Source organism: Marinihelvus fidelis, from assembly GCF_008725655.1.
GTDB classification, from domain to species: Bacteria; Pseudomonadota; Gammaproteobacteria; order Xanthomonadales; family SZUA-36; genus Marinihelvus; species Marinihelvus fidelis.
This window is the reverse complement of sequence record NZ_VYXP01000002.1, coordinates 620,195-645,065: the sequence shown is the minus strand read 5'-3', so window position 1 is coordinate 645,065 and position 24,871 is coordinate 620,195. Positions and strand designations below refer to the sequence as shown.

At 65.8% G+C, this 24,871-nt stretch carries 22 protein-coding genes; 16 read left to right on the top strand and 6 right to left on the bottom strand.

Features of this window, described 5'->3' with window-relative positions; genetic code table 11:
- Positions 1 to 289 precede the first annotated feature (289 nt).
- From F3N42_RS04275 to F3N42_RS04240, 8 genes are all read left to right on the top strand, one after another.
- Positions 290 to 520 (top strand): PepSY domain-containing protein, encoded by a 231-nt coding sequence (locus tag F3N42_RS04275; protein WP_150863133.1) that lies wholly within the window; start codon positions 290 to 292, stop codon positions 518 to 520.
- 3 nt (positions 521 to 523) lie between these two features.
- Entirely contained in the window at positions 524 to 1,213 is a 690-nt protein-coding gene (locus F3N42_RS04270; protein WP_150863132.1) for a response regulator transcription factor, read from the top strand.
- A complete protein-coding gene (locus tag F3N42_RS04265) occupies positions 1,200 to 2,570 on the top strand; it encodes an ATP-binding protein (RefSeq protein ID WP_150863131.1) in 1,371 nt (456 codons plus the stop codon). Before F3N42_RS04270 ends, F3N42_RS04265 begins: the two co-directional genes overlap by 14 nt.
- An 8-nt stretch (positions 2,571 to 2,578) precedes the next feature.
- Positions 2,579 to 3,343, top strand: coding sequence for a nucleoside triphosphate pyrophosphohydrolase (mazG, locus tag F3N42_RS04260; protein WP_150863130.1), 765 nt, complete (start codon positions 2,579 to 2,581; stop codon positions 3,341 to 3,343).
- A complete protein-coding gene (locus tag F3N42_RS04255) occupies positions 3,336 to 4,790 on the top strand; it encodes a DNA recombination protein RmuC (RefSeq protein WP_150863129.1) in 1,455 nt (484 codons plus the stop codon). Before mazG ends, F3N42_RS04255 begins: the two co-directional genes overlap by 8 nt.
- 11 nt (positions 4,791 to 4,801) lie before the next feature.
- A complete protein-coding gene (locus F3N42_RS04250) occupies positions 4,802 to 5,527 on the top strand; it encodes a TlpA disulfide reductase family protein (protein WP_150863128.1) in 726 nt (241 codons plus the stop codon).
- An 89-nt stretch (positions 5,528 to 5,616) separates the two neighbouring features.
- Entirely contained in the window at positions 5,617 to 5,967 is a 351-nt protein-coding gene (locus F3N42_RS15885) for a type II toxin-antitoxin system RelE/ParE family toxin (RefSeq protein WP_150863127.1), read from the top strand.
- Positions 5,964 to 6,239: a helix-turn-helix domain-containing protein gene (locus tag F3N42_RS04240; protein ID WP_150863126.1), complete on the top strand. Its 276-nt coding sequence runs from the start codon at positions 5,964 to 5,966 to the stop codon at positions 6,237 to 6,239. The genes F3N42_RS15885 and F3N42_RS04240 overlap by 4 nt, the downstream gene beginning before the upstream one ends.
- Before the next feature lie 35 nt (positions 6,240 to 6,274).
- Here the strand turns inward: F3N42_RS04240 and prmC are convergent, their stop codons facing one another.
- Genes prmC through F3N42_RS04225 form a run of 3 tightly spaced genes read right to left on the bottom strand, consistent with a single transcriptional unit; the run spans position 6,275 to position 11,527 of the window.
- Positions 6,275 to 7,129: a peptide chain release factor N(5)-glutamine methyltransferase gene (gene prmC, locus F3N42_RS04235; protein ID WP_150863125.1), complete on the bottom strand. Its 855-nt coding sequence runs from the start codon at positions 7,127 to 7,129 to the stop codon at positions 6,275 to 6,277.
- Positions 7,126 to 10,329: an efflux RND transporter permease subunit gene (locus F3N42_RS04230; protein WP_150863124.1), complete on the bottom strand. Its 3,204-nt coding sequence runs from the start codon at positions 10,327 to 10,329 to the stop codon at positions 7,126 to 7,128. Before F3N42_RS04230 ends, prmC begins: the two co-directional genes overlap by 4 nt.
- Positions 10,330 to 10,339: 10 nt before the next feature.
- Positions 10,340 to 11,527 (bottom strand): efflux RND transporter periplasmic adaptor subunit, encoded by a 1,188-nt coding sequence (locus tag F3N42_RS04225; protein ID WP_150863123.1) that lies wholly within the window; start codon positions 11,525 to 11,527, stop codon positions 10,340 to 10,342.
- A gap of 173 nt (positions 11,528 to 11,700) precedes the next feature.
- On the opposite strand from F3N42_RS04225, the gene map reads away from it, so the two are divergent.
- Genes map through dapE form a run of 5 tightly spaced genes read left to right on the top strand, consistent with a single transcriptional unit; the run spans position 11,701 to position 17,524 of the window.
- A complete protein-coding gene (map, locus tag F3N42_RS04220) occupies positions 11,701 to 12,486 on the top strand; it encodes a type I methionyl aminopeptidase (protein WP_150863122.1) in 786 nt (261 codons plus the stop codon).
- An 8-nt stretch (positions 12,487 to 12,494) separates the two neighbouring features.
- A complete protein-coding gene (gene glnD, locus F3N42_RS04215) occupies positions 12,495 to 15,164 on the top strand; it encodes a [protein-PII] uridylyltransferase (RefSeq protein WP_150863121.1) in 2,670 nt (889 codons plus the stop codon).
- A gap of 20 nt (positions 15,165 to 15,184) precedes the next feature.
- On the top strand, positions 15,185 to 16,021 hold the full coding sequence (gene dapD, locus F3N42_RS04210) for a 2,3,4,5-tetrahydropyridine-2,6-dicarboxylate N-succinyltransferase (protein WP_150863167.1): 837 nt from the start codon (positions 15,185 to 15,187) through the stop codon (positions 16,019 to 16,021).
- A 13-nt stretch (positions 16,022 to 16,034) separates the two neighbouring features.
- On the top strand, positions 16,035 to 16,376 hold the full coding sequence (locus F3N42_RS04205) for a Spx/MgsR family RNA polymerase-binding regulatory protein (RefSeq protein WP_150863120.1): 342 nt from the start codon (positions 16,035 to 16,037) through the stop codon (positions 16,374 to 16,376).
- Complete coding sequence (dapE, locus tag F3N42_RS04200) at positions 16,373 to 17,524, top strand: succinyl-diaminopimelate desuccinylase (RefSeq protein WP_150863119.1); 1,152 nt, start codon at positions 16,373 to 16,375, stop codon at positions 17,522 to 17,524. The genes F3N42_RS04205 and dapE overlap by 4 nt, the downstream gene beginning before the upstream one ends.
- 27 nt (positions 17,525 to 17,551) lie before the next feature.
- Here the strand turns inward: dapE and F3N42_RS04195 are convergent, their stop codons facing one another.
- Positions 17,552 to 17,740, bottom strand: a complete 189-nt coding sequence (locus F3N42_RS04195; protein ID WP_150863118.1) for a hypothetical protein — start codon at positions 17,738 to 17,740, stop codon at positions 17,552 to 17,554.
- 300 nt (positions 17,741 to 18,040) lie between these two features.
- On the opposite strand from F3N42_RS04195, the gene F3N42_RS04190 reads away from it, so the two are divergent.
- Positions 18,041 to 18,619 (top strand): BON domain-containing protein, encoded by a 579-nt coding sequence (locus F3N42_RS04190; protein WP_191621227.1) that lies wholly within the window; start codon positions 18,041 to 18,043, stop codon positions 18,617 to 18,619.
- 104 nt (positions 18,620 to 18,723) lie between these two features.
- Here the strand turns inward: F3N42_RS04190 and F3N42_RS04185 are convergent, their stop codons facing one another.
- Both F3N42_RS04185 and F3N42_RS04180 read right to left on the bottom strand, forming a co-directional pair.
- The gene (locus F3N42_RS04185) at positions 18,724 to 19,101 is read right to left on the bottom strand and encodes a response regulator (protein ID WP_150863116.1); all 378 of its coding nucleotides are present in this window, start codon (positions 19,099 to 19,101) and stop codon (positions 18,724 to 18,726) included.
- A 51-nt stretch (positions 19,102 to 19,152) separates the two neighbouring features.
- A complete protein-coding gene (locus tag F3N42_RS04180; RefSeq protein ID WP_150863115.1) occupies positions 19,153 to 20,475 on the bottom strand; it encodes a sigma-54-dependent transcriptional regulator in 1,323 nt (440 codons plus the stop codon).
- 134 nt (positions 20,476 to 20,609) lie between these two features.
- Here F3N42_RS04180 and F3N42_RS04175 point away from each other — a divergent pair, with 134 nt between their 5' ends.
- Complete coding sequence (locus F3N42_RS04175; protein WP_150863114.1) at positions 20,610 to 22,214, top strand: sensor histidine kinase; 1,605 nt, start codon at positions 20,610 to 20,612, stop codon at positions 22,212 to 22,214.
- Between the two features lie 83 nt (positions 22,215 to 22,297).
- Complete coding sequence (clpB, locus tag F3N42_RS04170) at positions 22,298 to 24,862, top strand: ATP-dependent chaperone ClpB (protein ID WP_150863113.1); 2,565 nt, start codon at positions 22,298 to 22,300, stop codon at positions 24,860 to 24,862.
- Positions 24,863 to 24,871 lie beyond the last annotated feature (9 nt).

The window sequence follows — 24,871 nt, the reverse complement described above, 5'->3', positions numbered from 1 at the left end:
GTCCGCTGCGCTGCCAGTCGCCCCATGAAGACTCAACACACCCCTTACCTGGACGTCGTCAGATGCTCCGCCCCACCACCCAGGATCCGGCAAGAACCGCGCAATCTGCCCGGGTGCCGCTGACACGCTCCAGGCGCTGACTGTGGGGGGATGACCTCTTTTGGGGCGACTGGCAGCGAAGCGGACTTCGGAGCCCCAAAAGAGGTCATCCCCCCACAGCCAGGGCCGGGTCGAAGCCAACGTCACCCGGTTCAGATGCGGTTCAGGTGGATGGGCTAGAATTGCGTCCATGATGAGTCGACTGAACACGCTGCTGTTGACGGCGCTGCTGGCCCTGGCCGCGGCATCTTCGGCGTGGGCGATTTCGCTGGAGGATGCCGCGCGGCAGGCGGCCCGGCAGCACGATGCCAAGGTGCTGTCGGCGCGGACCATCAACCGCGACGGCCGGCGCGTGCACGAGATCAAGCTGCTCACCCGCAATGGCGTGGTGAAGACGGTCTACGTACCCGAGGACTCGTGAACCATGCGCATCCTGATCGTTGAAGACGATATCCGCCTGCAGGACTCGGTGGCCGGCATGCTGCGCGAGGCCGGTTACGCGGTGGACGTCACCGCCGACGGCACCGAGGGCCTGTGGTACGGCGAGGAGTTCCCCATTGACCTCGCCATCGTCGACCTGGGCCTGCCGGGCATGTCCGGGCTCGAACTGATCGCGGCACTGCGCAAGGCCAGCGTCGATGTGCCCATCCTGATCCTGACCGCGCGCTCGGACTGGAAAGACAAGGTCGACGGCCTGGAAGCCGGCGCCGACGACTACCTGACGAAGCCGTTTCACCCCGAGGAGCTGAAGGCGCGGGTCAGCGCGCTGTTGCGCCGGGCCGCCGGCCATGCCTCGCCTGCGCTGGCCTTTGGGCCGCTGGACATCGACCTGTCCGCCCAGCGCGTGCGCCTGGACGGCAACGAGGTCGACCTGACCACTTTTGAGTACAAGGTGCTGGAGTACCTGGCCATGCGGCCGGACTCGGTGGTCACCAAGTCTGAACTGTCCGAGCACATCTACGAGGAGGACGCCGACCGCGACAGTAACGTGATCGAGGTCTTTATCGGCCGGCTGCGGCGCAAACTGGACCCGGGCGGTGAGCTGAAGCCGATCGAGACGCTGCGCGGGCGCGGCTACCGGCTGAACCTGCAAGGGCTGAATGGCGACGCCTGACGTCGCTGCGAACGACGCCCGGCGACGCGCGCCGTCGCTGCGCCTGCGACTGGGCCTTTACGGCGCCGTGGCGCTGGCGATTTCCCTGGGCCTGGTTGGCCTGGCACTGGACGCCGCCTACCAGCGCAGTGCCGAGTCCGGCCTGCGCCAGCAGATGGAAACCTGGACCTACCTGGTACTGGGCGCGGCGGATGTCGACGCCCGCGGCCGCTTCCTGATCGACGGCGACCTGGGCGACCCGCAACTGGGCCAGCCCGGTTCCGGCGTCTATGCCCATGTTCACGGCGATACCGGCGACTGGAGCTCGAGTTCCTCGCTGGGGCTATCGCTGCCCGAAGCGCCGACTGTGCCGGCCGGTGAATCGCGCTTCGAGACACCCGCCGCCGGCCTGCCGTTCTACCGCTACCGCTACGGCCTGGCCTGGGAGCTGGACGACGGCCGGCGCTTTCCGTTCACAATCAGCCTGCTGGCGGACCCGGAGCGGGTGGCCTCGCAGGTGCGCGCGTTCCGCCAGGGGCTGTGGCGCTCGCTGGGCCTGGCCGGCCTGCTACTGGCGGCCGCGCAGTTCCTGTTCCTGTGGCTGGGCCTGCGGCCGTTGCGCGACGTGGCCGCCGAGGTGGCGCGCGTGGAAACCGGCGAGCAGGAGGCCCTGTCCGGCGAGTGGCCGCGCGAGATCGAGCCGCTGACGCGCAACCTGCAACGGCTGCTGGACACCGAAAAGGCCAACCAGGCCCGTTATCGCAACGCGCTCGACTCGCTGGCGCACAGCCTGAAAACGCCGCTGGCGGTGTTGCGCGCTCAACTGGGCGAGCACGCTGACGCCACCACCCGCGGCGCCATTGACGACATGCAGCACCTGGTGGCCACGCGCCTGCAACGCGCCGCGGCCACCACGCGCCGCACGCTGGCCGCGCCTGTAGCCGTCGCCCCGGTGGTCGAGCGCGTAGCCGGCGCGCTGCGGCGCGTGCATTCGCACGATTTGAGAAGCCTGGATGTCAAAGTAGAGCCTGGACTGGTTTTTTACGGGGAAGAGCGCGACCTGCTGGAAGTGACCGGCAACCTGCTGGAGAACGCCTGCAAACATGGCGACGGGCGGGTGTGGCTGAACGCTTTGCCGGTCACCGCGGGCGAGCCCGGCCTGCGCCCCGGCCTGGTCATCGAGGTGGGCAACAATGGCGGCCCGGTCGCCCTGGAGCAGTACCTGGCCCGCGGCGCGCGCGCCGACGAACGGGTCGAGGGCCAGGGCCTGGGGCTGGCGATTGTGTCCGAGGTGGTCAACGCCTATGGTGGCGAGATTGAATTCGACAGCGGCGCGGATGACGAGGTCATCGTCCGCGTCCGTTTCCCATCGAACTGAGGAACAGCATGGAAGAACTGATCGACATCATGCGTCGCCTGCGCGACCCGGACGGCGGCTGCCCCTGGGACATCGAGCAGGACTTCGCCAGTATCGCGCCGTACACCATCGAGGAGGCCTACGAGGTGGCCGACGCGGTGCAGCGCGAGGCCTGGGACGAGCTCCGCGACGAGCTGGGCGACCTGCTGCTGCAGGTGGTGTTCCACGCGCAGATGGCCGACGAGGCGGGCCTGTTCAATTTTGCCGACGTGGCGCAGTCCATCGGTGACAAGCTGGTGCGCCGCCATCCGCACATCTTCGCCGACGCCGTGGTCGAGACCGCCGATGACCAGTCCGAGGTCTGGGAAGCGGTAAAGGCCGATGAGCGCGCCGCCAAGGGCCTGACCAGCATCGTCGACGACGTACCACGCAGCCTGCCGGAGTTGTTGCGGGCGAAGAAACTGCAGAAACGCGCCGCCCGGGCCGGCTTCGACTGGCCGGACGCGGCGCCGGTGCTGGACAAGATCGACGAGGAAACCGACGAGCTGCGCGAGGCCCTGAACGGCGGCAACCCGGAACGCATCGAAGATGAAATGGGCGACCTGCTGTTCGCCGCCGTCAACCTGGCGCGCAAGGCCAGGGTCGACCCCGGCCGCGCGCTGCGCCAGGCCAACGCCAAGTTCGAAGCGCGCTTCCGCGCCATGGAAACCGCCGCCGGCGGCAGCGATGCCTTCGCCGCGCTCGACCTGGACCAGCAGGAAGCCCTGTGGGAGCAGGTGAAGCGCGGTGAGTGAACTGATCGACACGCTGCACGCGGCCAGCCTGATGCTGGGCCTGGTCGGCGGCCTGCTGGTGGCTGCGCTGGGCGTGGCCTGGGCCTGGCGCGCCGGGTCACGGAATGCCGAATCGAGAATGGAACCGGAACTCCAGTCAGTGCGTGAAACCGTCGCCGCGCGCGATGCCGAACTGGAAAAGACGGCCCTGAAGTTGAGCGAACGGGACGCCGAACTGAAGGACACCACGATCGCATTGGAAGCCGCACGCCGCGAGGCCGCCATCGCCGAGACCCGGCGCGAGGAGCAGCAGCGCAGTTTCGAGGCCCAGATCGCCAAGCTCGAAGCGGCGGAAAAACGGCTGGAGGAAACCTTCGAGCGCACGGCGGGCAAGGTCTTCGAGGAGCGCTCCAAGCGCTTCACCGAGCTCAGCAACGAGCAGCTCGGCACCTTGCTGAAGCCGTTGACCCAGGACCTGGGCAACTTCCGCAAGGTGGTCGACGACACCAGCAAGGAAGGCATCCGCCTGCACGCCGAGATGCGCGAGAAGCTCAAATCGCTGGAAAAACTGAACCTGACCCTGCACGAAGACGCCGAGAACCTGACCCGCGCGCTGACCCGGGATGTGAAAGCGCAGGGCAACTGGGGCGAGCAGCAGCTGGAACGCCTGCTGGAACTGGCCGGCCTGACCAAGGGCCAGGACTATTACACGCAGGTCTCGGTGAAGGGCAAGGACGGCCAGCGCCTGCAGCCGGACTTCGTGCTGCAGCTGCCGGGCGCCACCAGCATCGTGCTCGATTCCAAGGTCTCGCTGACGGCCTGGACCGAGTACCAGTCGGCCCTGGACGACGAGGGTCGCGCCGAGTGCCTGGCCCGCCACGTGCAGTCGCTGCGCACGCATATCGACGGCCTTTACGGCAAGAATTACCCGCAGGCCGAGGAACTGAACTCGCTGCCCTTCGTGCTGATGTTCATCCCCATCGAGAGCGCGCTGATCGCCGCGCTGCAGAGCGACCCGTCACTGGCCGAGTACGCGCTGAAGCGCAACGTGTCGCTGTTGTCACCGGCCAACTTCCTGTCCACGGCGCGCACCGTGGCCTCGGTCTGGCAGATCCACAAGCAGGACACCAACGCAAAGAAGATTGCCGAACGCGGCGGCTACCTGGTCGACAAATTCACCGGCTTCGTCGACAACCTTCAGGGCATCGGCCAGCGCCTCGACCAGGCCCAGGACCTTTACGGCAAGGCCATCCGCCAGCTCTCCGAGGGCCCCGGCAACCTGGTCGCCCAGGCCAGGCTGCTCAGCGACCTGGGCGCCAAGCACTCGAAACAGCTGGATGAGCGCCTGACCGCCCGTGCATTGGAAACCGACCCCGAGGCGGCTCACCTGCACCTGCTGGAGTTGGCCGACGAGAATCCGGAAAGTATCGAAGCACCCCCGGTTGAGGATGACGAGACCGAAGACTGAGGAACCGACCCATGATCCGAATAATCGCTTTACTTCTCACGTTCCTGGCTGTTGCCGGCCAGGTCTGGGCTGACGACATCGAAACGGTCAGGTCATGGGCGCATTACCGCGAGTTGATGATCGAGGAAGGCGATTCGGAAGCCGACGCCGACGCGCAGGTAGAACGGCTGCTCGCCAGCCTGGGGTCGATGGACCGCTCGGCCGGTGACGACCGCATCGGCGTTCCCGCGCCGTCATTCGAATTCGACGGCTGGCTGAACTCGGAGCCGCTGACGCTCGAGGACCTGCGCGGCCAGGTCGTGCTGGTCCGCTGGTGGACCGAGACCTGCCCGTTCTGCGCCAGCAGCACACCCGCTTTGCTCGCGATTAACGACGAGTATTCGCCAAGGGGCCTGACCGTCGTCGGTGTCTACCACCCCAAGGCCGACCGCGACGCCGCACTCAATATCGAACGCGTCGAACGTGCCGTCGCCGCCCGCGGGCTGGATTTTCCCATCGCCATCGACTGGGACTGGCGCAACGGCACCCTGGCCGACTGGTGGCTCACCGGCCCCGACCGCCCGGCGACTTCGGTCACGTTCCTGCTGGATAAGTCCGGCGTCATCCAGTACGTCCACCCCGGCATGGAATACCACGAAGAGCCCATCGCCCTTGGCGGCCCCAAAGGTCACATGATGTGCGCCAACGACATGGTCGGCATTCGCGCCGCTATCGAGCGACTGCTCGCCAAGCAGTAGCTGTCTGCTCTTTAAACTGAAAAGCCCTACATCGACGTGGGTTAATTTCCGCAAGCGTCTGGGTTAACATATAAGTTAACCTTTCTCGGATGAGACAGGTTGTCTTCTATCGAACGGGGTCTGGTCGCTGTCCCGTCACTGAGTTTCTGGATGCACTCGACCCAAGGTCGGCACAGAAGGTCAGCTGGGTGCTTCAACTGGTAGAGGAACTGGATGAAGTTCCAGTCCAGTACTTTAAGAAGCTGACCGGTTCAGATGGCATCTGGGAGGTTCGTGCGCGATCAGGCGGTAACACGTATCGCGTTCTCGGCTTTCTGGACGGAGACAGGCTGGTGGTTCTGAATCACGCCTTTCATAAGAAGACACGGAAGACCCCGCAGAGCGATATCAGGAAAGCCGAACACCGGAAGCGCGACTATCTCGCGAGGAAGAACTCATGAGTGACCTGAAAGCCTATATTTCCGAACGGAGAGTCAGGGACAGTGCGTTCGACGAAGGCTACGACGACGGATACAAGGCCTTTAAGATCGGAGCGCTGCTGAAACTCGCAAGAGAACAGTCCGGCCTGAGCCAGGCTGAATTGGCCAAACGCCTGAACACCAAAAAATCAGCGATATCGCGGATCGAAAATCACGCGGAAGACATCCGGTTGTCTACCCTCGAGAAATTCGCATCCGCACTTGGCCGGTCTCTGGAAGTGACGCTTCGCTAACCGTGGGCGAAAGTGCCTTTCCCGAGGCGTCTGACCTAAGAGCGACCTCTTAATCCCAGCGTCACTCGGTCGCGGCGCTCCAGGTCCTGGCAGGTTTCCACGCGCTCGTAGCCCTGGGCAGTGAGAATGTCGCGCACTGCCTCGCCCTGGTCATTACCATGCTCAAACAGTAGCCAGCCGCCTTCTGAAAGGTGGCCCCTGGCGTCGCGGGCGATGGTGTGGAAGGGGGCCAGGCCGTCGCCGCCCGGTGTGAGCGCGGTGCGGGGCTCGAAGCGGCAGTCGCCATGGTCCAGGTGGGGGTCGCCGGCGGCGATGTACGGGGGGTTGCTGACGATGCACTGGTAGCTGCCGTCCAGCGGCGCGCACCAGGAGCCGTGGACGAAGCGGGTGTTGTGCAGGCCCAGGTCGCCGGCGTTGGCGCGGGCGATTTCCAGGGCGTCATAGCTGATGTCGGTGCCGGTCACTTCGTCGCCGCGGCGTTCGCTGGCCAGTGCGCAGGCGATAGCGCCGGAGCCTGTGCCCAGGTCCGCGATGCGCCCCGGGGCGCTGCCCGCCAGCCGTTCCAGCGCGGTTTCGACCAGCAGCTCGGTCTCGGGGCGGGGGACCAGGACTTCCGGGGTCACCCGGAACGTCAACGACCAGAATTCCCGCGTGCCGGTGATGTAGGCAATGGGCTCGCCGCGCATGCGGCGTTCGACCATGGCCCGGTAGGCCTGGCCGCGAGCGGGGGGCATTTCCAGCTCCGGGTGGGCGTAGAGGAACGAGCGCGGCGTCTCCAGCGCTTCGGCCATCAGGATTTCAGCTTCAAGGCCCGGGTGTGCGCCGGGGCAGTCCCGAAGCGCGCCACCCAGGTCGGCGCGGGCGGCTTCGAGATGCTGGCCGATGTTCACACTTCCTCCGGTCGCTGGTTCGGACCGTCGGTCATGTCCTGTTCGGTTGCGGGCGGCTCCGCCGGCCGCTTGCCGGGCAGTGCGTGGCTCCAGGCCTCGCGCCACCAGCGGCCGAAGCTGTCCAGGATCAGGTACAGCGTAGGGATCAGCACCAGCGTGATGGCGGTGGCGAAGACGATGCCAAACGACAGCGAGGTCGCCATCGGGATGACCAGCTGGGCCTGCAGGCTCTTCTCGAAGATGGTGATTGGCGCTAGGCCCAGGAACGTGGTCAGCGAGGTCAGCAGGATGGGGCGGAAGCGCGTTCGCGACGCATCGACAACCGCGTCCATCAGCGGCCGGCCCTCGGCGCGGGCGTGGTTGATGTAGTCGACCAGGATCAGGCTGTCGTTCACCACCACGCCGGACAGCGCGATGATGCCGAACCAGCTGATCATCGACACCGGCAGGCCCAGCACCCAGTGGCCGACCATGGCGCCGATGATGCCGAACGGGATCACCGACATGATGATCAGCGGCTGGGCGTAGGAACGCAGCGGTATGGCCATCAGCGCGTAGATCAGGAACAGCGCCAGCAGCGCGCCCTGCATCAGTTCCACCTGGGTCTCCTGGGCCTGCTGGCTGGAGCCGGACAGGCGTGAGCGCACGCCGGGGAACTGGGCCAGCACTTCCGGCAGTTCCTTGGTCATGATGTCACTGGTGATCTTTTCGGGCTCGTATTCTTCCTTGTCGACCTCGGCGGTGATGCGCACCGCGCGCTCGCGGTCGAAGCGCTGGATGAACAGCGGGCTCTCGGCCAGCTGCACCTCGGCGACAGCGCCGAAGGGCACGCGGCCGCCCTGGGGCGTGCGTATGCGCATGTCTTCCAGGTAGCCCACCGAGTCGCGCTCGGAGCGCGGGTAGCGCACCATGACCTTGACCTCGTCCTGGCCGCGCTGCACGCGTTGCACCTCGACGCCGTAGAACGCCGCGCGCACCTGGTTGGCCAGGTCGGACAGCGTCAGCCCCAGGGCCTCGGCCTCCGGCTTCAGGTCGATCTTGATCTCGGGGCGGCCGCGCTCGTAGCTGTTGCGCACGTCGTAGGTGCCGGCGTAGCCGCGCACGCGGCGCTCCAGTTCCTGCGAGGCGCGCGCGACCTGCTCGATGCTGGCGCCGATCAGCTGGATCGAGATCGACGGCCCGCCGCCGGGGCCCGCGGCGCCGGCAAAACCCAGTTGCTTGACGCCCGGGATCTCACCGACGGCGGCGCGCCAGCGGCGCAGCACCTCGGGGCCCTGGATGGTGGCGTTCTCGTCCTTGACCAGCTCGGCGACGATCTGCCCCGAGGTCTCGGAGCGTGCAAAGGCCAGCAGGTGGCCGATCACCGCGCCGGATTCCACGCCGATCTCCGCGCTGACCTCGGCGTCGACCTGGCGCAGGCCGTCCTGCACGCGGTCGAGGGCCTCGTGGGTCTGGTGCGACGGCGTGCCCTCGTTCATCTCCAGGTTGACCATCAGGAAGTCGGCGGCGATATCGGGGAAGAACACCACCCGCAGCACGCCACCGGCGACCAGGCCGATGGACAGGATCAGCAGGGAAATAAACGCCGACAGCGTCAGCCACTTGCGCCGCAGGCAGCGCGCCAGGAAGGGCGCGTAGCGGTTGTCGACGAAGCGGTGCAGGCCCTCGCTGAAGAATCGCTGGAAGCGGATGAAGCGCCCCGGGTTGTCGCCGTAGTGCTTGACCTTCATGTGCGCCAGGTGAGCCGGCAGGATCAGCTTGGACTCGACAATCGAGAACGCCAGGCACATGACCACCACGTAGCCCATCGAGCTGAAGAACACACCGGACGGCCCGCTCACCATCAGCACCGGGATGAACGCGGCGATGGTGGTGAGTACGCCGAAGGTGGCGGGGATGGCGACGCGCATCACGCCCTCGACGACATTCTCGACCGAGTGGCCCTTGGCGCGCATGTTGGTATAGGCGGATTCGCCCACGACGATGGCGTCGTCAACGACGATACCCAGCACCACGATAAAACCGAACAGGCTGATCATGTTCACCGTCACACCCAGCTGCGGCATGAACAGGAAGGTGCCCAGGAACGCCACCGGCAGGCCGACCATCACCCAGAACGCCAGCTTCAGGCGCAGGAACAGCGCCAGTGACAGGAACACCAGCACCGCGCCGATGAGCAGGTTCTCCAGCATCATGTCCAGGCGGCCCTTCAGGTAATACGAAGAGTCCGCCCAGTGGGCCATGCTGATGCCTTCCGGCAGTGTCGCCTTGCGGGCGTCGACCCAGGCCTTGACGGTGGCGGCGATGTCCAGCTCGCTCTGGTCGCCCACGGACAGCACCTGGGTGGTGATGGCGGGGTGACCGTCGAAACGGGAATAGTTGTCGTAATCGACGAAGCCGTCGTTGATCGTGGCAACGTCCTTCAGCAACACGCGGGTGCCGTCGGCGTTGGTGCGGATCACGATCTCTTCAAAGTCCCGACCCACGTAGGCCTGGCCCTTGGTGCGGACCTGGATGTCACCGGCCTCGGAGCGGATCGAGCCGGCCGGCAGGTCGAGCGAGCCCTGGCGGATGGCGGCAGCCACCTCGGCCAGGGTCAGGTCATAGGCCTGCAGCGTGTGCTCGCTGACCTCGATGCTGATCTCGTAATCGCGCCCGCCCAGGATCTGCGCGCGGGTCACGCCGGGCAGGGTGACGATCTCGTTGCGAACCTGCTTGGCGAACTCCTTCAGGGTGCGCTCGGGCACGCTGCCAAACACGGTCACCATCAGCACCTGCTGTTCGAAGCGGGTGCGCGACACCACCGGCTTCTCGGTGTTGTCGGGGAAAGTGGGGATGGCGTCGACGCGGGCCTTGATCTCGTCCATGACCTCGGAGACGTCGTAGTCGGTCAGCACCTCGGCCTGCACCGTGCCGCTGCCGCGGCGGGCGGTGGAGATGATTTCCTTGATGCCCTCGATGTCCTGGATGGCTTCCTCGATCTTGACCAGGATGCCTTCCTCGACGTCCTCGGGGCTGGCGCCCAGGAACGGCATGGAGACCGTGACCATGTTGGTCTCGATCTTGGGCTGTGCTTCCTTCTTGATGGTAAAGGCGCTGTACAGGCCACCCAGCAGGATGATGAACATCAGCAGGTTCGCGGCGACGGGGTTGCGCGCGAACCACTCGATCAGCGCGGCATAGGGGTTCATCCGGGTCATGGCGCCGGCCTCACTCCGTCTCCGCCGCGGGTTCGCCGGCGATCGCCAGGCGGGTGCCCGGAATCGGCGCGTCCAGTGTCGTGGTGACGACGCGTTCGCCGTCGCTTACGCCACTGTCGATGTAGACCACGTCCGCGCCGGCGCGTACGACGCCCACCTGGCGCACTTCGAGCTCGTTTTCGGCGTTGGCGACCAGCACGGTGTTGTCGTTGCGCAGCACGTAACGTGGCAGCACCACCACGTTGTCCACGTGGCGGCCCTCGATCGCGGCGCTGACGAAGGTGCCCACGCGCAACTCCGGCTGCGTGCTCTGGCCCAGCAGGCCATAGGGGTCGACGACCTGGGCGACGGCGTAGAGCACGCGGCTGGCCTCGTCGATGACGCCCTCGGTGCGGATGATGCGCGCGTCCCAGCGCCGCGCGGTGCCGCCCACGTCGGCCTGCAGGCTGACGGCGGGTGCGCTCTCCGGGTCGGCCTCTGCAGTGCCGGGCAGTTCCAGGTAGGCCAGGTCGGCGGCCGAGACCGGCAGGCGGATCTCGGCCGAGTCGACGGCGAAGGTCACGCCCAGCTGCGCGCCGGGGGCGGCGTACTGGCCGATGTCGGCGATCTTTTCACGCACCAGGCCATCGTAGGGCACCGAGATACGGGTGCGCTGCAGGTCGCGCCGGGCTTTTTCCAGGTCGGCCTCGGCGGCCAGCACGTTGGCGGTGGCGTCGGCCAGTTGCGGCTTGCGGGCCACCAGTTCGGGCACATCGCCGGACTTGCCCAGGTTGCGCCAGTCCTTGATGGCCTGCTCGGAGCGGGCCTGCTCGTCGGCCAGCAGCGCATGTCGCGAGGCCAGCGCCGCTTCCGCGCGCTTGACCGCGGCGGCGTAGTCGCTGGGATCGATCTCCAGCAGCGTTTCCCCGGCGCTGAAGGATCCGCCGGCGACGAAATTGGGGGACACGCTGACAATGCGCCCGGACACTTCGGCCACCAGTGTGGTCTCGGTGCGCGGCCGCACCGCGCCCTGCGAGCGCACCACCAGGTTCAGCGAGCGCGTTTCGGCGCGGATGGTCTCCACCAGCACGGCCTGCTGTTCGTCGACATTGCGCTCCGGCCGCTTGGCGGCAGAACGCGCAACCAGGCCGAAGAGGACAATGATCGACAGGACGATCAGCCCCAGCGGCAACAGGTATCGAAAAAACTTCGTTAACAAGGTCGTGCTCCCAAAGCCCCACGCGGGACCTCATCTGCCCAGCCGCCTATTATCCCCGTAGCGGGGGGTAAGGGTATAGGCCACAAGTTTGGTCGGCGTTATACGGTGAGTGTGTGGCGCTTGCCGCAGGCGTTACAATGCCCCTTTGCTGTTGCCATCACGATAAAGAGAAAATGCTGATGTTGAGAGAGTCCGGCATCATCCTGAAGACGCCCGAAGAGATTGAACAGATGCGCGTGGCCGGTCGATTGGCCGGCGAGGTGCTGCGCATGATCGCCGACCACGTCCGCCCCGGTATCACCACCGGCGAGCTGGACGATATCTGTCACCGGCATATCACCGAGGTCCAGGATGCCATCCCGGCACCGCTGAATTACAAGGGCTTTCCGAAGTCCATCTGTACCTCCGTCAATCACGTGGTCTGCCATGGCATTCCCGGTGACAAGGTGCTGAAAGACGGCGACATCGTCAATATCGATGTCACGGTGATCAAGGATGGCTGGCACGGTGACACCAGCAAGATGTTCTACGTGGGCGAGCCATCGATTCGCGCCAAACGGGTCTGTGACGTGGCCTACCAGGCCATGGTGACCGGTATCGAGATGGTCGCGCCGGGCGTGCGGCTGGGCGATATCGGCTACGCCATCCAGCGCCATGTCGAGAGCCAGTCGCTGTCGGTGGTGCGCGAGTATTGCGGCCACGGCATCGGCCGTGGCTTTCATGAAGACCCGCAGGTCCTGCATTACGGCCGCCGTGGCACCGGTGAGGAACTGCGGCCCGGCATGGTGTTCACGATCGAGCCGATGGTGAACGTCGGCAAGCGCGACACCCGCCTGATGCCCGATGGCTGGACCGTCATCACCCGTGACCGCAGCCTGTCGGCGCAGTGGGAGCACACCATCGCCGTGACCGACGACGGCTTCGACGTGCTGACCCGCCTGCCCGGCGACCCGCTCTGAGCGGCACCATGGCGGCGACCATCGCGGAATCCCTGGCCGGCCCCTTGCCGGCACCGGCCGATGCCGATGAGCTGATCGATCGCGAGCAGCTGGGTGACGGTGACAATCTCCTGGCCAGCCTGCGCGATGCGCTGACGCGCCTGGACGCCGACCTGGGCGAGCGTTTTCGCGGTGGAGAGGACGTCGCGGCCCTGGTCCGCAGCCGTGCCTGGGGCGTGGAGCAGCTGCTGCTGTACGGTTGGGACGCGCGTGTGCCGGAAGCCCTGGGCCTGACCCTGGTGGCCGTGGGCGGCTTCGGTCGCGGCGCGCTGCATCCGCATTCCGATGTCGACCTGCTGGTGCTGTTCGAGAAGGGTGACCTGAGCGACGCGCAGAAGGAAGCGATCGAGTGCTTCGTCGCGCTGCTGTGGGACGCCGGTTTCTACCTGGGCCACTCGGTGCGCAACCTGGCGCAGTGCCGGGAAGAGGCGCTGGCCGATGTCGGCACCGCCACCAGCCTGATGGAGGCGCGCTACCTGAGCGGCTCCCGCGCCCTGTTCGACGCCTTGCACCGGGCCGTGGCGCCGGAGGTGATGTGGAGCGCGCGCGATTTCTTCAACGCCAAGATGGAAGAGCAGGCCGCGCGGCACGCGCAGTACGGCGACACCGCCTATAACCTGGAGCCGAACGTCAAAGACGGCCCGGGCGGCCTGCGCGATATCCAGATGATCGAATGGGTGACGCGCCGGCATTTTGACGCCACCGGCCTGCATGGCCTGGTCGAGCACGGATTCCTGACCGACAGCGAGTTCCGCGAGCTGGTCGAGGGCCAGTACTACCTGTGGTGGGTGCGCTACGCGCTGCACCTGATCACCAAGCGCGCCGAGGACCGTCTGCTGTTCGACGTGCAGCGCCAGGTGGCGGAGTTTTTCGGTTTCCGCGATGACGGTGGCTCCAACCTGGCGGTGGAGCGCTTCATGCAGGGTTACTACCGGGTCGTCACCGGCCTGGAGCGGCTGAACGAGCGTCTGCTGCAACTGTTCAGCGAAGAGCTGCTGAGCGAATCGGCGCCGCCCAGTGAGGACCTGGGTGAGGACTTCGTGCTGCTGCACGGCTTCCTGGACCTGCGCGACCCGGGGCTGTTCAAGCGCCGGCCGCAGGCACTGATGGAGCTGTTCGACGTGCTGGCGCGCAGCGAGAAGGCGCTGGGCGTGCGGGCTTCTGCCGTGCGCCAGATTGTCGATCACCTGTACCTGATCGACGATGATTTCCGCAACGATCCGCAGGTGCTGGCGTCGTTCTACAACATGCTGTCGCGCCCCAGCGGTGTGTACACGCAGCTGCAGCGGATGAACCGCTACGGCGTGCTGGCCGCGTTCATCCCGGCGTTCGCGCAGATTGTCGGCCGCATGCAGTTCGACCTGTTCCATGTCTATACCGTCGACCAGCACATCCTGTTCACGGTGCGTAACCTGCGGCGCCTGGCCTACCCGAAGTACAACGGCATCTACCCGAACGCCCCCAAGGTGTTCGCGACCATGGAAGAGCCGGCGATCCTGTACGTGGCGGCGCTGTTTCACGATATCGCCAAGGGCCGCGGCGGCGACCATTCGGAGCTGGGCAAGGTCGACGCATTGGCCTTCGCGCGCAAGATGCCGATGTCCGAGGCCGACGCCCAGCTGGTGGCCTGGATGGTCGAGAACCACCTGCTGATGTCGCAGACGGCGCAGAAAAAGGATATCGGCGACCCGGAGACCATTGCCGAGTTCACCGCCATTGTCGATTCCCGGCGCAAGCTGGAGCACCTGTACCTGCTGACCGTGGCCGATGTGTCGGCCACCAGCCCGCGGCTGTGGAACGGCTGGAAGAGCGGCCTGTTGTGGGAGCTGTTCCAGGCGGCCTGGTCGTCGCTGGACGAGGACGACGACACGCCCACCGACCGCGCCGGCCAGATCGAGCATTCCCGTGACGAGGTGCTGGAACAACTCGTGGGTGAGGGACTGGATGCCGCGCGGGTCAGGGCGTTCTGGGCCGGCCTGCCGGCCAGCGTATTCCTGCGCTTCTCCGACGCCCAGCTGGCCTGGGCCACGGCCGCGGCGCTGCAACATGGCGAGGACGGCACCCAGGTGGCGGTGCGGCTGCGTGCCGAGCGCGAGGTCACCGAACTGCTGGTCTGCGCCGAGGACTACACCGGCCTGTTCGCCACGATCACCGCGGTCATGGACGAACTGGGCCTGGACGTGCTGACCGCGCGCGTGGTGACCTCGGCAAGCGGCCGCAGTTTCGACCTGTTCCAGGTCATGGACCGTCACGGCAACCCGCTGAACGATATCGACTCCAGTGTGCTGGCGCGCCGCCTGCGCGCCGAGCTCGACGCGCGTAACAAGCTGGCGCCGGTGATGCGGCCGCTGCCGCGCCGGCTGCGACCCTTTGTCGCCGCGCCGACCCTTCACTTCCGCACCGCCCGCGACGGCGCAGTCACGGAGATGGAGATCGAGTGCAGCGACCGCCCGGGCCTGCTGTCACAGCTGTCCGCCGCGCTGGCCGCCAGCGAGGTGCGCATCCACGACGCCATGATCGCCACCTTCGGCGACCGCGTCGAAGATACTTTCCTGGTTACCGACCGCGCCGACAAACCGCTGGACGAGACCCTGCAGAAACGCCTGGCCGACGAAATCCATCGCCGGCTGGACTCTTGAACAAGGACCGACGAATGAGCCTGGACACCATCCGACCCCTGATTGAAGCGGCCTTCGAGGACCGCGCCAGCATCCGCCCCGACGCCGTGCCGGAAAGCCTGGCGGAGGCCGTTGAAGCAGTGCTGACGGCGCTGGAAGACGGCAGCGCGCGCGTGGCCGAACCGGACGCCTCGGTCGAGGGCGGCTGGCGCGTCAACCAGTGGCTGAAAAAGGCCGTGCTGCTGTATTTCCGTATCGCCGGCAACGTGGTGATGGAGGGCGGGCTGAACCGCTACTTTGACAAGGTGCCGGTGCGCTGGTCGGGTGATGACACGTCCATCGCCGACTCGGGTGCCCGCGTGGTGCCGCACGCCACCGTGCGCCGCGGCGCGCACGTCGGCCGCGATGCCGTGCTGATGCCCAGCTATGTCAACCTGGGCGCCTTCGTCGGCGCCGGCACCATGGTCGATACCTGGGCCACGGTGGGGTCCTGCGCGCAGATCGGCCGCAACGTGCATCTTTCCGGTGGCGTCGGCATCGGCGGGGTGCTGGAGCCGTTGCAGGCCAACCCCACCATCATCGAGGACGACTGTTTCATCGGCGCGCGTTCCGAGGTCGTCGAGGGCGTGGTGGTCGAGCGCGGTAGCGTGATTTCCATGGGCGTATTCATCGGCCAGAGCACGCGCATCTTCAATCGCGAGACCGGCCAGATCACCCGCGGCCGAGTGCCGGCGGGCTCCGTGGTCGTGCCCGGCACGCTGCCGGCACGCGATGGTACGCATTCGCTGTACGCGGCGATTATCGTCAAGCAGGTCGACGAGCAGACGCGGGCGAAGACCTCGCCCAACGAACTGCTGCGCCAGGCGGACCACCGATAAGCGAGCGGCACGGATGTTGACCGTCTATGGCATTTGCCAGTGCGACACCTGCCGCAAGGCCCTCAAGTGGCTGGAGGCGGGCGACCTGCCGCACCGGTTTCACGACCTGCGGGTCGATGGCCTGGACCGTGAACAGGTCCGTCGCTGGCTCGATTCCGGGTTCGCGGCGCAGCTGGTGAACCGCCGCAGCACCACCTGGCGCGGCCTGGATGACACCCAGAAGGCGGCGACCGGAACGGCGCTGGAAGACCTGTTGCTGGCGCACCCGACGCTGGTCAAACGGCCGCTGTTCGAGCGCGATGGCCAGGTGCTGGCCGTCGGCTTCAAAACAGCCGAACTCGAGGCCGTACTGTGAACGACACCCTGGACCTGGCCTGTGCGCTGATGGCGCGGCCATCGGTGACGCCGGATGATGCCGGCTGCCAGTCGTTGCTGGCGGAGAGGATGGCGGCGCTGGGCTTTGCCGCCGAGTGGTTTGTCTGTGGCGATGTCACCAACGTGCTGATCACGCACGGGGCTGAATCGCCGTCGCTATGGTTCCTGGGGCATACCGATGTCGTGCCGCCCGGCCCCGAATCGGACTGGACCTCGCCGCCGTTCGCACCCGAGGTGCGCGACGGCGTGCTCTACGGCCGTGGCGCCTGCGACATGAAGGGCGCCGTCGCCGCGATGGTCGTGGCGCTGGAGGACTTCGTGCGTGAGCACCCCGACCATCCGGGCCAGGTCGGCCTGTTGCTGACCAGCGACGAGGAGGGCGATGCGCAGCGGGGCATTCGCGAGGTCGCGGGGATCCTTGCCGCGCGCGGCCAGGTACCGGATCACTGCCTGGTCGGCGAACCCAGCAGCCAGCGGCAACTGGGCGACACGGTACGGATTGGCCGTCGCGGGTCGATCGTCGGCGTGCTGACGGTGAAGGGCGTGCAGGGCCATACCGCGTTCCCGGAAAGCATCGACAACCCCGTGCACCGGCTGGCGCCGTTCCTGGCCGCGCTGGTCGAGCGCCGCTGGGACGATGGCGTGGACGATGCGGATGGCCAGTTCCCGCCCACGCATTGCCAGGTCAGCAATATCAACGCCGGCACCGGCGCGTCCAACGTCACCCCGGGCGCGGCCACGCTGACCATCAGCTTCCGCTACAACACGCACTGGAATGCCGACACGCTGCACCAGGCCGTGCAAGACATGCTGGCCGATGCTGGCGTTGAAAATTACACGCTGGACTGGCGCGTGTCCGGCGAGCCGTTCCGCTCACCTGCCGGTGCGCTGCGCCGGGCCGTGGCGGATGCCGTGCCAACAGAGCTGGGCCTGGCCCCGGCGCTGAATACGGGTGGCGGCACCTCGGACGGGCGCTTTATCGCGCCACTGGGAACAGAAGTGGTGGAGCTGGGGCTGCTGAACGCGTCCATCCACAAGGTGGACGAGTACACGCCGGTGGCCGACCTGGACGACCTGTCGCGGGTCTACCGGCGTGTCATGAAGACAATGTTCACCGCCGGCGACTGACGCCGGGGGCATTGGATCCGGGCGGGGTTACTGCGTTCGCGCTGGCTGGTCCGACAGTATCCGGCGGTCGATGGCGTTGACCGTGCGCTGGATCTGGAACCTGATTTCCTCGAGCTGTTCGCTCTCCGTCATGACGCGCTGGCGCCGCTCCAGGTGCAGCGAATCAACCAGTGTCGTCCGTAGTTGTTGCAGTTCAGTATGTTGTTCGAAGTTCATGGTGTGAATTTCCGGGGGACCCAATTCCAGTATAGGAGACACCAGCGTGTTCGCAACGTGGGCTGAGGCGCGCGGGCGGGCAATCGTTACAAATTCGACGGAATTTTTTTCACCGGTGGGGTGTTCTCCAGAACCTGCGGGCGCTGCCGGCGTCGATCCAGTCCGTGGTGATCATCCTGTAAGTTGCTGTAATAAAGTGGTTATTCGGAGTGTGCTCCATGGTGCGCAGGTTACGTGGCACGATCATTGCTTCTACCGGGGCGTCAGAGCAACAAACTGGCGCAACCAATGGAGGAATGTATGAACCGCAAGCCCATTTACATCGTGATGAGTGCTGTACTGGCGACGACCCTTTCACTGCCGCTGGCTGCCAACGAGTCTGAAGCTCGTGACATGGCCGAAGAGCGTGCCGATCGCACCGCCGGCCAGGTGGTTGACGACCTGAGCATCGCCGCACGTACCAAGGCCGCCCTGGCTGCCGACGAAGTGACCGATGCCATCAATATCGACGTCGAGGTGGACCGTGATTCAGTACAGCTGAACGGCTTCGTGGACTCGGAAGCGGAGCGTGAGCGCGCCGAAACCATCGCCATGAACATCGATGGCGTGACCGAAGTCGTCAACAACCTTGAGATTCAGCCCGCGGATCGTTCGGCCGGTGAATACCTGGACGACAAGCTGCTGGTCAGCAAGGTGAAGGCCGCGCTCGTTGATAACCCCGAGGTCGAGGCCCTGACCATCGACGTGGAAGCCGACCATGGCGTGATCAGCCTGGGTGGCCATGTCGACACCGACGAGGAGCGTGACGCCGCGATGGCCGCCGCCAACCAGGTGGCCGGTGTGGTCGACGTGATCGACAACATCGAAGTGCGCTCTTAACGCTGGAGCCGGAGTCCGGCGCGGTTCGTTCTGCGGACCGGCCGGAATCCCGGAAACGGCCCCGCCAGCTGGCGGGGCCGTTTTCTTTTAAGCGCGATATTCTTTCAGGCTGCGGGCAGTTCGCCGATCAGGCGGGCCAGGCGCGGTAGCGATACCGGTTTGCGCAGGTAGCGGGCGACATTGATATCGGCCGCGGAGCGGCGCAGGGGTTCGAGTGCGTTGCCGGTAATGAAAACCACCAGCACGCCAAAGCGATCCTGTAGCTCGCGGGCCACGTCGACGCCGTCGCGCTGGCCTTTGAGCTGCCAGTCACTGACCAGGATATCGGGGTGGAGCTTCTCTGCTTCTGAAAGCGCCTCGTCGGCCGAACCGGCGCAGGCGACCTGGTAGCCGGAGAGGTCCAGGAACTCCCGGATGGCGTCGCGGGCGGTGTCGTTGTCCTCAACGACCAGGATACGGGTAGCGGTTTTCTCGCTGTCCATGGTGCTTAATGATACAGGATATGAACCACTTCCCGGGCTGCGGCCTGTCGCCTAGTCGTCCTCGTCATCCATTTCATAGGTTTTCAGGCGGTTGTAGAGCGTTTTCAGGCTGACGCCCAGCATCGCGGCGGCTTCCTTCTTGTTGCCATCCACCTGCTCCAGCGTGGCAATGATCAGGTCCTTCTCGACGTCGGCGATGGAACGCCCGGCGCGAATGCCCTCGACGCGGGTCTCGAGGCCGCGGTCCAGGGCTTCGGGGACTTCGACCACATCGCCATCGGCCAGGATCCAGGCGCGATGAAGGACGTGCTTCAGTTCGCGCACGTTACCGGGCCAGCCGTGGCGTTCCAGGTTCCTGAGCGCGTCCGCGGACAGGCAACGCTTCTGGTCATGCTCGCGATTCAGTTCGTCCAGGAAGCGGTTGGCCAGCAGCTCGATATCCCCATGGCGCTGGCGCAGCGGCGGCAACTCGATCGGGAACACGCTCAGGCGGAAGTACAGGTCCTCGCGCAGCAGGCCGTCCTCGACGGCCTTGCGCGGGTCGCGGTTGGTCGCCGCCACCAGGCGGGCATTGACGCGTTTCTCCTTCTGTGCGCCCAGCCGCAGCACCTTGCCGGTTTCCAGCACGCGCAACAGGTGGGCCTGCATTTCCATCGGCATCTCGGTGATCTCGTCCAGGAACAGCGTGCCGTTGTCCGCCTGCTCGAAGAACCCCGCGTGGGCGCCATCGGCGCCGGTGAAACTGCCTTTCTCGTGGCCGAACAGCTGGCTCGACACCAGGTCCTTGTTCAGGCCGCCGCAATTGACCGGGATGAACCGACCCTCGCGGCCGCTTTCGCGATGGACCATGCGCGCGACCAGTTCCTTGCCGGTGCCGCTTTCGCCGTGGATGAACACGGTGCTGTCGGTGGGTGCGACCTTCGAGATGGCGGTGTAAACCACCTGCATGGGCTTCGATTCGCCGATGAGCAGGCCGTAGCGGCCCTTTTGCGCGGCCTTGCCCCCCGTTGTCGCGACACCGCCGGCGTCGAGACTGTTCAGCAACCCTTCCAGTTCGGGCGGGTCGATGGGCTTCTTCATGTAGGTGACGGCGTCGCCGGCCAGGCCGCCGATCAGCTGTTTCACGCCGGTATGCCCGGTCATGATGATGATGCGCTTCGGCGTGCTTTTTTCGAAACGATCGAACAGTTCAAGCCCGCTGCCGTCCGGCAGCATCAGGTCCAGCAGGACAAGATCAGGCGTATCGCCCGACAGTGCTTCACGGGCGTTGGCCAGGTCATGGGCGACCGTGGTGTCGTGCCCTTCGAGTTGCAGGTAGTCGGCGATGCCCTGGGCAAACGCGGTTTCGTCGTCGACGATCAGGATGCTGGCCATGCGTAATCTGGACTCCAATACGGGCGCGGAAAGCGCTCATGGTATCGCAATCGCGTGCGCGCCAGACCGACAAACGTGAATGCCGGTCGGTTTAGCTGTAATGTGAAGATCCTTCTGGCTGGAGCGCATGGCCCTTGCTCACACGCGTCGTAGTTCCCATCGTTGTCACCGTGTTGGTGGGTATTGGCACCATCCAGATGTGGCGCGCGTTGCAGCAGAACGAGATCGGGCAGGTCGAGCGCATCGTCACGCTGGAGTCGTGGTCGACGCGCAGTCACCTGGCTCGAAGCATGGCCACTTTTTACGACGCACTGAGAAACCTGGGTGAGTTCTGGGGCGCCATCAGCCAGTTGCCGGCCGAACAGTGGCCCGCCGGCGAACACATGGAACTGGATGGTTACGACGGCGTCCGCCTGGTGCTGTACGAGTCCCAGCCCGATGGCGTCCGCTTCATGCACTCGCCGGACCGGCCCGGTTACAGCTACCAGCCGGAAACGGCCGAGTGGGCGGCGCACGCAGCGCTGGCGGCGCGGATGCGCGAGCAGGACCAGTCGACCGTGCTGGGGCCAATCACCTATCCGGAGGGTGGCCAGTACCTCGAAATTTACGAGGTCGAGCGTGACGGCGAGCGAATCCGGCGCATGGCCGTCATGGTCGATATTGAAGACCTGGTGGGGCAGATGCTGGTCGACGAGGCGCCCAGTTACGCGATCAGTGTGTTCTGGGACGAGCACGCGCTGTTCCGCGGCGAAGATGCCGCGACCGGATTGCCGCCGGGCTGGATCAAGGATGGCCTGATTCGCATGCCCTGGGGCTCGATCTGGCGGGTTGAACACCGGCCGACCACCGAGGCCGTGCGCGTCCTGGAATCGCGTGCGACTGACATGATCCTGCTAATGGGCCTGATTATCGCCGTGTTGATGGGCTTCCTGACCCACGAAAGCGCGCGCGCCCGGCGCCGGGCCCGCAACGCGGAAGCGGCGGAGCGGGAAGTCGCCGAACTCAACCGCAACCTCGAAGCCGTGGTGCAGCAACGTACCCGCGCGCTGGCCGATCGCACCGCGGACCTGCAGACCATCACCGACTCGGTCGCGCATGACATGCGCAACCCGCTCAACGCCATGTCAATGAATATCCAGTTGCTGTCGACGCGGCTGGACCGCGCCGGTGGCCACGAAGCGGAGCTGGCCGTGATCGACCGGGTCTATCCCTGCGTGACCCAGATGACCACGATCCTCGATCGCCTGTCCGGGCTATCGGCCCTGAGCCATGAAACCTTCGAGCGTGAGCTGCTCGACATGCGGGCGCTGGTTGAAGACGTGTTTGACGCGCTCACGGCCGTGGTGCCCGACCGGCCGGTCGAACTGGTGGTGGACGAAGACCTGCCGGGCGTCGAGGCCGATGACCTGCTGGTGCGCATGCTGGTGACCAACCTGCTGGGCAATGCACTCAAGTACACCCGTGACGAGCCGGTCGCCCGCATCCATGTCAGCGCGACCAGCGAAGACGGCGTGACCGTGTACACCTTCGCTGATAACGGCATCGGTTTCGACAACGACAAGGCGGACCGGCTGTTCGCGGCCTTCCAGCGGCTCGACGAAAGCGAGCGCTTCGAGGGCTCCGGCCTGGGCCTGACCATCGTCGCCCGCGTGGTCGAGCGGCATGGCGGCTGGATCCGCGGCGAGGGTCGCCCGGGCGAGTACGCAAAGTTCCACTTCACATTGCATCCAAACGCTTGATTCCGCACCCGAAAGCCCTCATCTAACGGACATCCTCCGGCGCTTCCGCCGGACCCGTATTCAGAGGGTTTTTAACCATGCGAATGGACAAATTTACGAGCAAGTTCCAGCTCGCGCTGTCAGACGCGCAGTCGCTGGCGATTGGCCTCGACCACCAGATGATCGAGCCGGCGCACGTGCTGGTGGCGCTGATGGACCAGGAAGGCGGTTCGGTCCGCCACCTGCTGACGCGTGCCGGTGTGAAGGTGGACGCGCTGCGCTCCCGGCTGGGTGAGCGCCTGGACGGTTTTCCCAAGGTCGCGGGTGCGGCCGGCGAGGTCAACCTGTCGAATGACACCGTCAAGCTGCTGAACATCATGGACAAGCTGGCACAGGATCGCGGTGATGCGTACATCGCCAGCGAACTGTTCGTGATCGCGGCGCTGAACCTGAAGGGCCCTCTGGCCGAGTTGCTGAAAAGCAACGGTGCCAGCATCGAGGCCGTCAACAAGGCGGTTGACGACATGCGCGGCGGCGAGCAGGTCACCGACCCCAACGCCGAGGACGCGCGCCAGGCGCTGGACAAGTACACCATCGACCTGACCGAGAGGGCCGAGCAGTCCAAGCTCGACCCGGTGATCGGCCGCGACGAGGAAATCCGCCGCTGCATCCAGGTGCTGCAGCGCCGCACCAAGAACAACCCGGTGCTCATCGGCGAGCCCGGCGTGGGCAAGACCGCCATCGTCGAGGGCCTGGCCCAGCGCATCATCAACGACGAGGTGCCCGAGGGCCTGCGCGGCAAGCGTGTGCTGTCGCTCGACATGGGCGCGCTGATCGCAGGCGCCAAGTTCCGCGGCGAGTTCGAGGAGCGCCTGAAGGCCGTGCTCAGCGATCTTGCCAAGCAGGAAGGCAACATCATCCTGTTCATCGACGAGATCCACACCATGGTCGGCGCCGGCAAGGCCGAGGGCTCCATGGACGCCGGCAACATGCTGAAACCGGCGCTGGCCCGTGGTGAACTGCACTGCATTGGCGCCACCACGCTGGACGAGTACCGCCAGTACGTGGAAAAGGATGCCGCGCTGGAGCGCCGCTTCCAGAAGGTGCTGGTGGAAGAGCCCAGCGTGGAAGACACCATCGCCATCCTGCGCGGCCTGCAGGAGCGCTACGAGGTGCACCACGGTGTCGACATCACCGACCCGGCGCTGGTCGCGGCCGCGACGCTGTCGCACCGCTATATTGCTGACCGGCAATTGCCCGACAAGGCCATCGACCTGATGGATGAGGCCGCTTCGCGCATCCGCATGGAGATCGACTCCAAGCCCGAGGCCCTGGACCGCCTGGAACGCCGGCTGATCCAGCAGAAAATCCAGGCCGAGGCGCTGAAGAAGGAAACCGACGACGCCTCGAAGAAACGCCTGGAAGAAGTGCAGGCCGAAATCGACACCATGGAGCGCGAGTTCTCCGACCTGGAGGAAATCTGGAAGTCGGAGAAGGCGGCCGTGCAGGGCGCCACGCACATCAAGGAAGACCTGGAACGCACCCGTGCCGAGCTGGAAACCGCGCGCCGCGCCGGTGACCTGGCGCGCATGTCCGAGCTGCAGTACGGCCGAATCCCAGAGCTTGAAAAGGCCCTTGCCAAGGCCGAGGAAGGCGAGGAAAAGCAGGAGTTCCAGCTTTTGCGCTACGAGGTCACCGAGGACGAAATCGCTGAGGTGGTGTCACGCTGGACCGGCATCCCGGTCAGCCGCATGCTCGAGGGCGAGCGTGACAAACTGCTGCGCATGGAAGAGGCGCTGCACAAGCGCGTGATCGGTCAGGACGAGGCCGTCGAGGCCGTCTCCGACGCCATCCGCCGCTCGCGCGCCGGGCTCTCGGACCCGAACCGGCCGATCGGCTCGTTCCTGTTCCTGGGACCCACCGGTGTGGGCAAGACCGAGTTGTGCAAGGCGTTGGCCGAGTTCATGTTCGACACCGAGGACGCCATGGTGCGCATCGACATGTCCGAGTTCATGGAAAAGCATTCCGTGGCCCGGCTGGTCGGCGCGCCCCCGGGCTACGTCGGCTACGAAGAGGGCGGCTACCTGACCGAGGCGGTACGCCGCAGGCCGTATTCGGTGATCCTGTTGGACGAGGTCGAAAAGGCCCACCCGGACGTGTTTAACATCCTGCTGCAGGTCCTCGACGACGGCCGCCTGACCGATGGCCAGGGCCGCACCGTGGATTTCCGCAACACCGTGGTGGTGATGCCTTCGAACCTGGGCTCCGCGCGGGTGCAGGAACTGGCCGGTGAGGGCTACGACGCCATGAAGGACGCCGTGATGGAAGTCGTGGGCCAGCATTTCCGCCCCGAGTTCATCAACCGCGTCGACGAGTTGGTGGTGTTCCACCCGTTGGACCGCGAGCAGATTCGACTGATCGCCGGCATCCAGCTGCAGCACCTGCAGAACCGCCTGGCCGCCAATGGCCTGTCACTGGATTTGTCCGAGCAGGCCATGGACCTGCTGGGCAACACCGGTTTCGACCCCGTCTACGGTGCCCGGCCACTGAAGCGGGCCATCCAGCAGAAGCTGGAGAATCCGCTGGCACAGAAAATCCTTTCGGGTGACTTCGCCAGTGGCGACACCATTCGTGTGGAGGTGGAAGACGGCGCGTTTGTCTTTGGCTGACGCCCGAAG

Excerpts from the sequence above, each read along its gene's own strand:
- F3N42_RS04240 (WP_150863126.1), top strand. The coding sequence starts at position 5,964 with ATGAGTGACCTGAAAGCCTATATTTCCGAACGGAGAGTCAGGGACAGT.
- map (WP_150863122.1), top strand. The coding sequence starts at position 11,701 with ATGCTGATGTTGAGAGAGTCCGGCATCATCCTGAAGACGCCCGAAGAG.
- clpB (WP_150863113.1), top strand. The coding sequence starts at position 22,298 with ATGGACAAATTTACGAGCAAGTTCCAGCTCGCGCTGTCAGACGCGCAG.
- F3N42_RS04180 (WP_150863115.1), bottom strand. The coding sequence starts at position 20,475 with ATGGCCAGCATCCTGATCGTCGACGACGAAACCGCGTTTGCCCAGGGC.
- F3N42_RS04265 (WP_150863131.1), top strand. The coding sequence starts at position 1,200 with ATGGCGACGCCTGACGTCGCTGCGAACGACGCCCGGCGACGCGCGCCG.
- F3N42_RS04250 (WP_150863128.1), top strand. The coding sequence starts at position 4,802 with ATGATCCGAATAATCGCTTTACTTCTCACGTTCCTGGCTGTTGCCGGC.
- F3N42_RS04185 (WP_150863116.1), bottom strand. The coding sequence starts at position 19,101 with ATGGACAGCGAGAAAACCGCTACCCGTATCCTGGTCGTTGAGGACAAC.
- F3N42_RS04270 (WP_150863132.1), top strand. The coding sequence starts at position 524 with ATGCGCATCCTGATCGTTGAAGACGATATCCGCCTGCAGGACTCGGTG.
- F3N42_RS15885 (WP_150863127.1), top strand. The coding sequence starts at position 5,617 with ATGAGACAGGTTGTCTTCTATCGAACGGGGTCTGGTCGCTGTCCCGTC.
- F3N42_RS04190 (WP_191621227.1), top strand. The coding sequence starts at position 18,041 with ATGAACCGCAAGCCCATTTACATCGTGATGAGTGCTGTACTGGCGACG.
- F3N42_RS04275 (WP_150863133.1), top strand. The coding sequence starts at position 290 with ATGATGAGTCGACTGAACACGCTGCTGTTGACGGCGCTGCTGGCCCTG.
- F3N42_RS04195 (WP_150863118.1), bottom strand. The coding sequence starts at position 17,740 with ATGAACTTCGAACAACATACTGAACTGCAACAACTACGGACGACACTG.
- glnD (WP_150863121.1), top strand. The coding sequence starts at position 12,495 with ATGGCGGCGACCATCGCGGAATCCCTGGCCGGCCCCTTGCCGGCACCG.
- mazG (WP_150863130.1), top strand. The coding sequence starts at position 2,579 with ATGGAAGAACTGATCGACATCATGCGTCGCCTGCGCGACCCGGACGGC.
- F3N42_RS04205 (WP_150863120.1), top strand. The coding sequence starts at position 16,035 with ATGTTGACCGTCTATGGCATTTGCCAGTGCGACACCTGCCGCAAGGCC.
- F3N42_RS04230 (WP_150863124.1), bottom strand. The coding sequence starts at position 10,329 with ATGACCCGGATGAACCCCTATGCCGCGCTGATCGAGTGGTTCGCGCGC.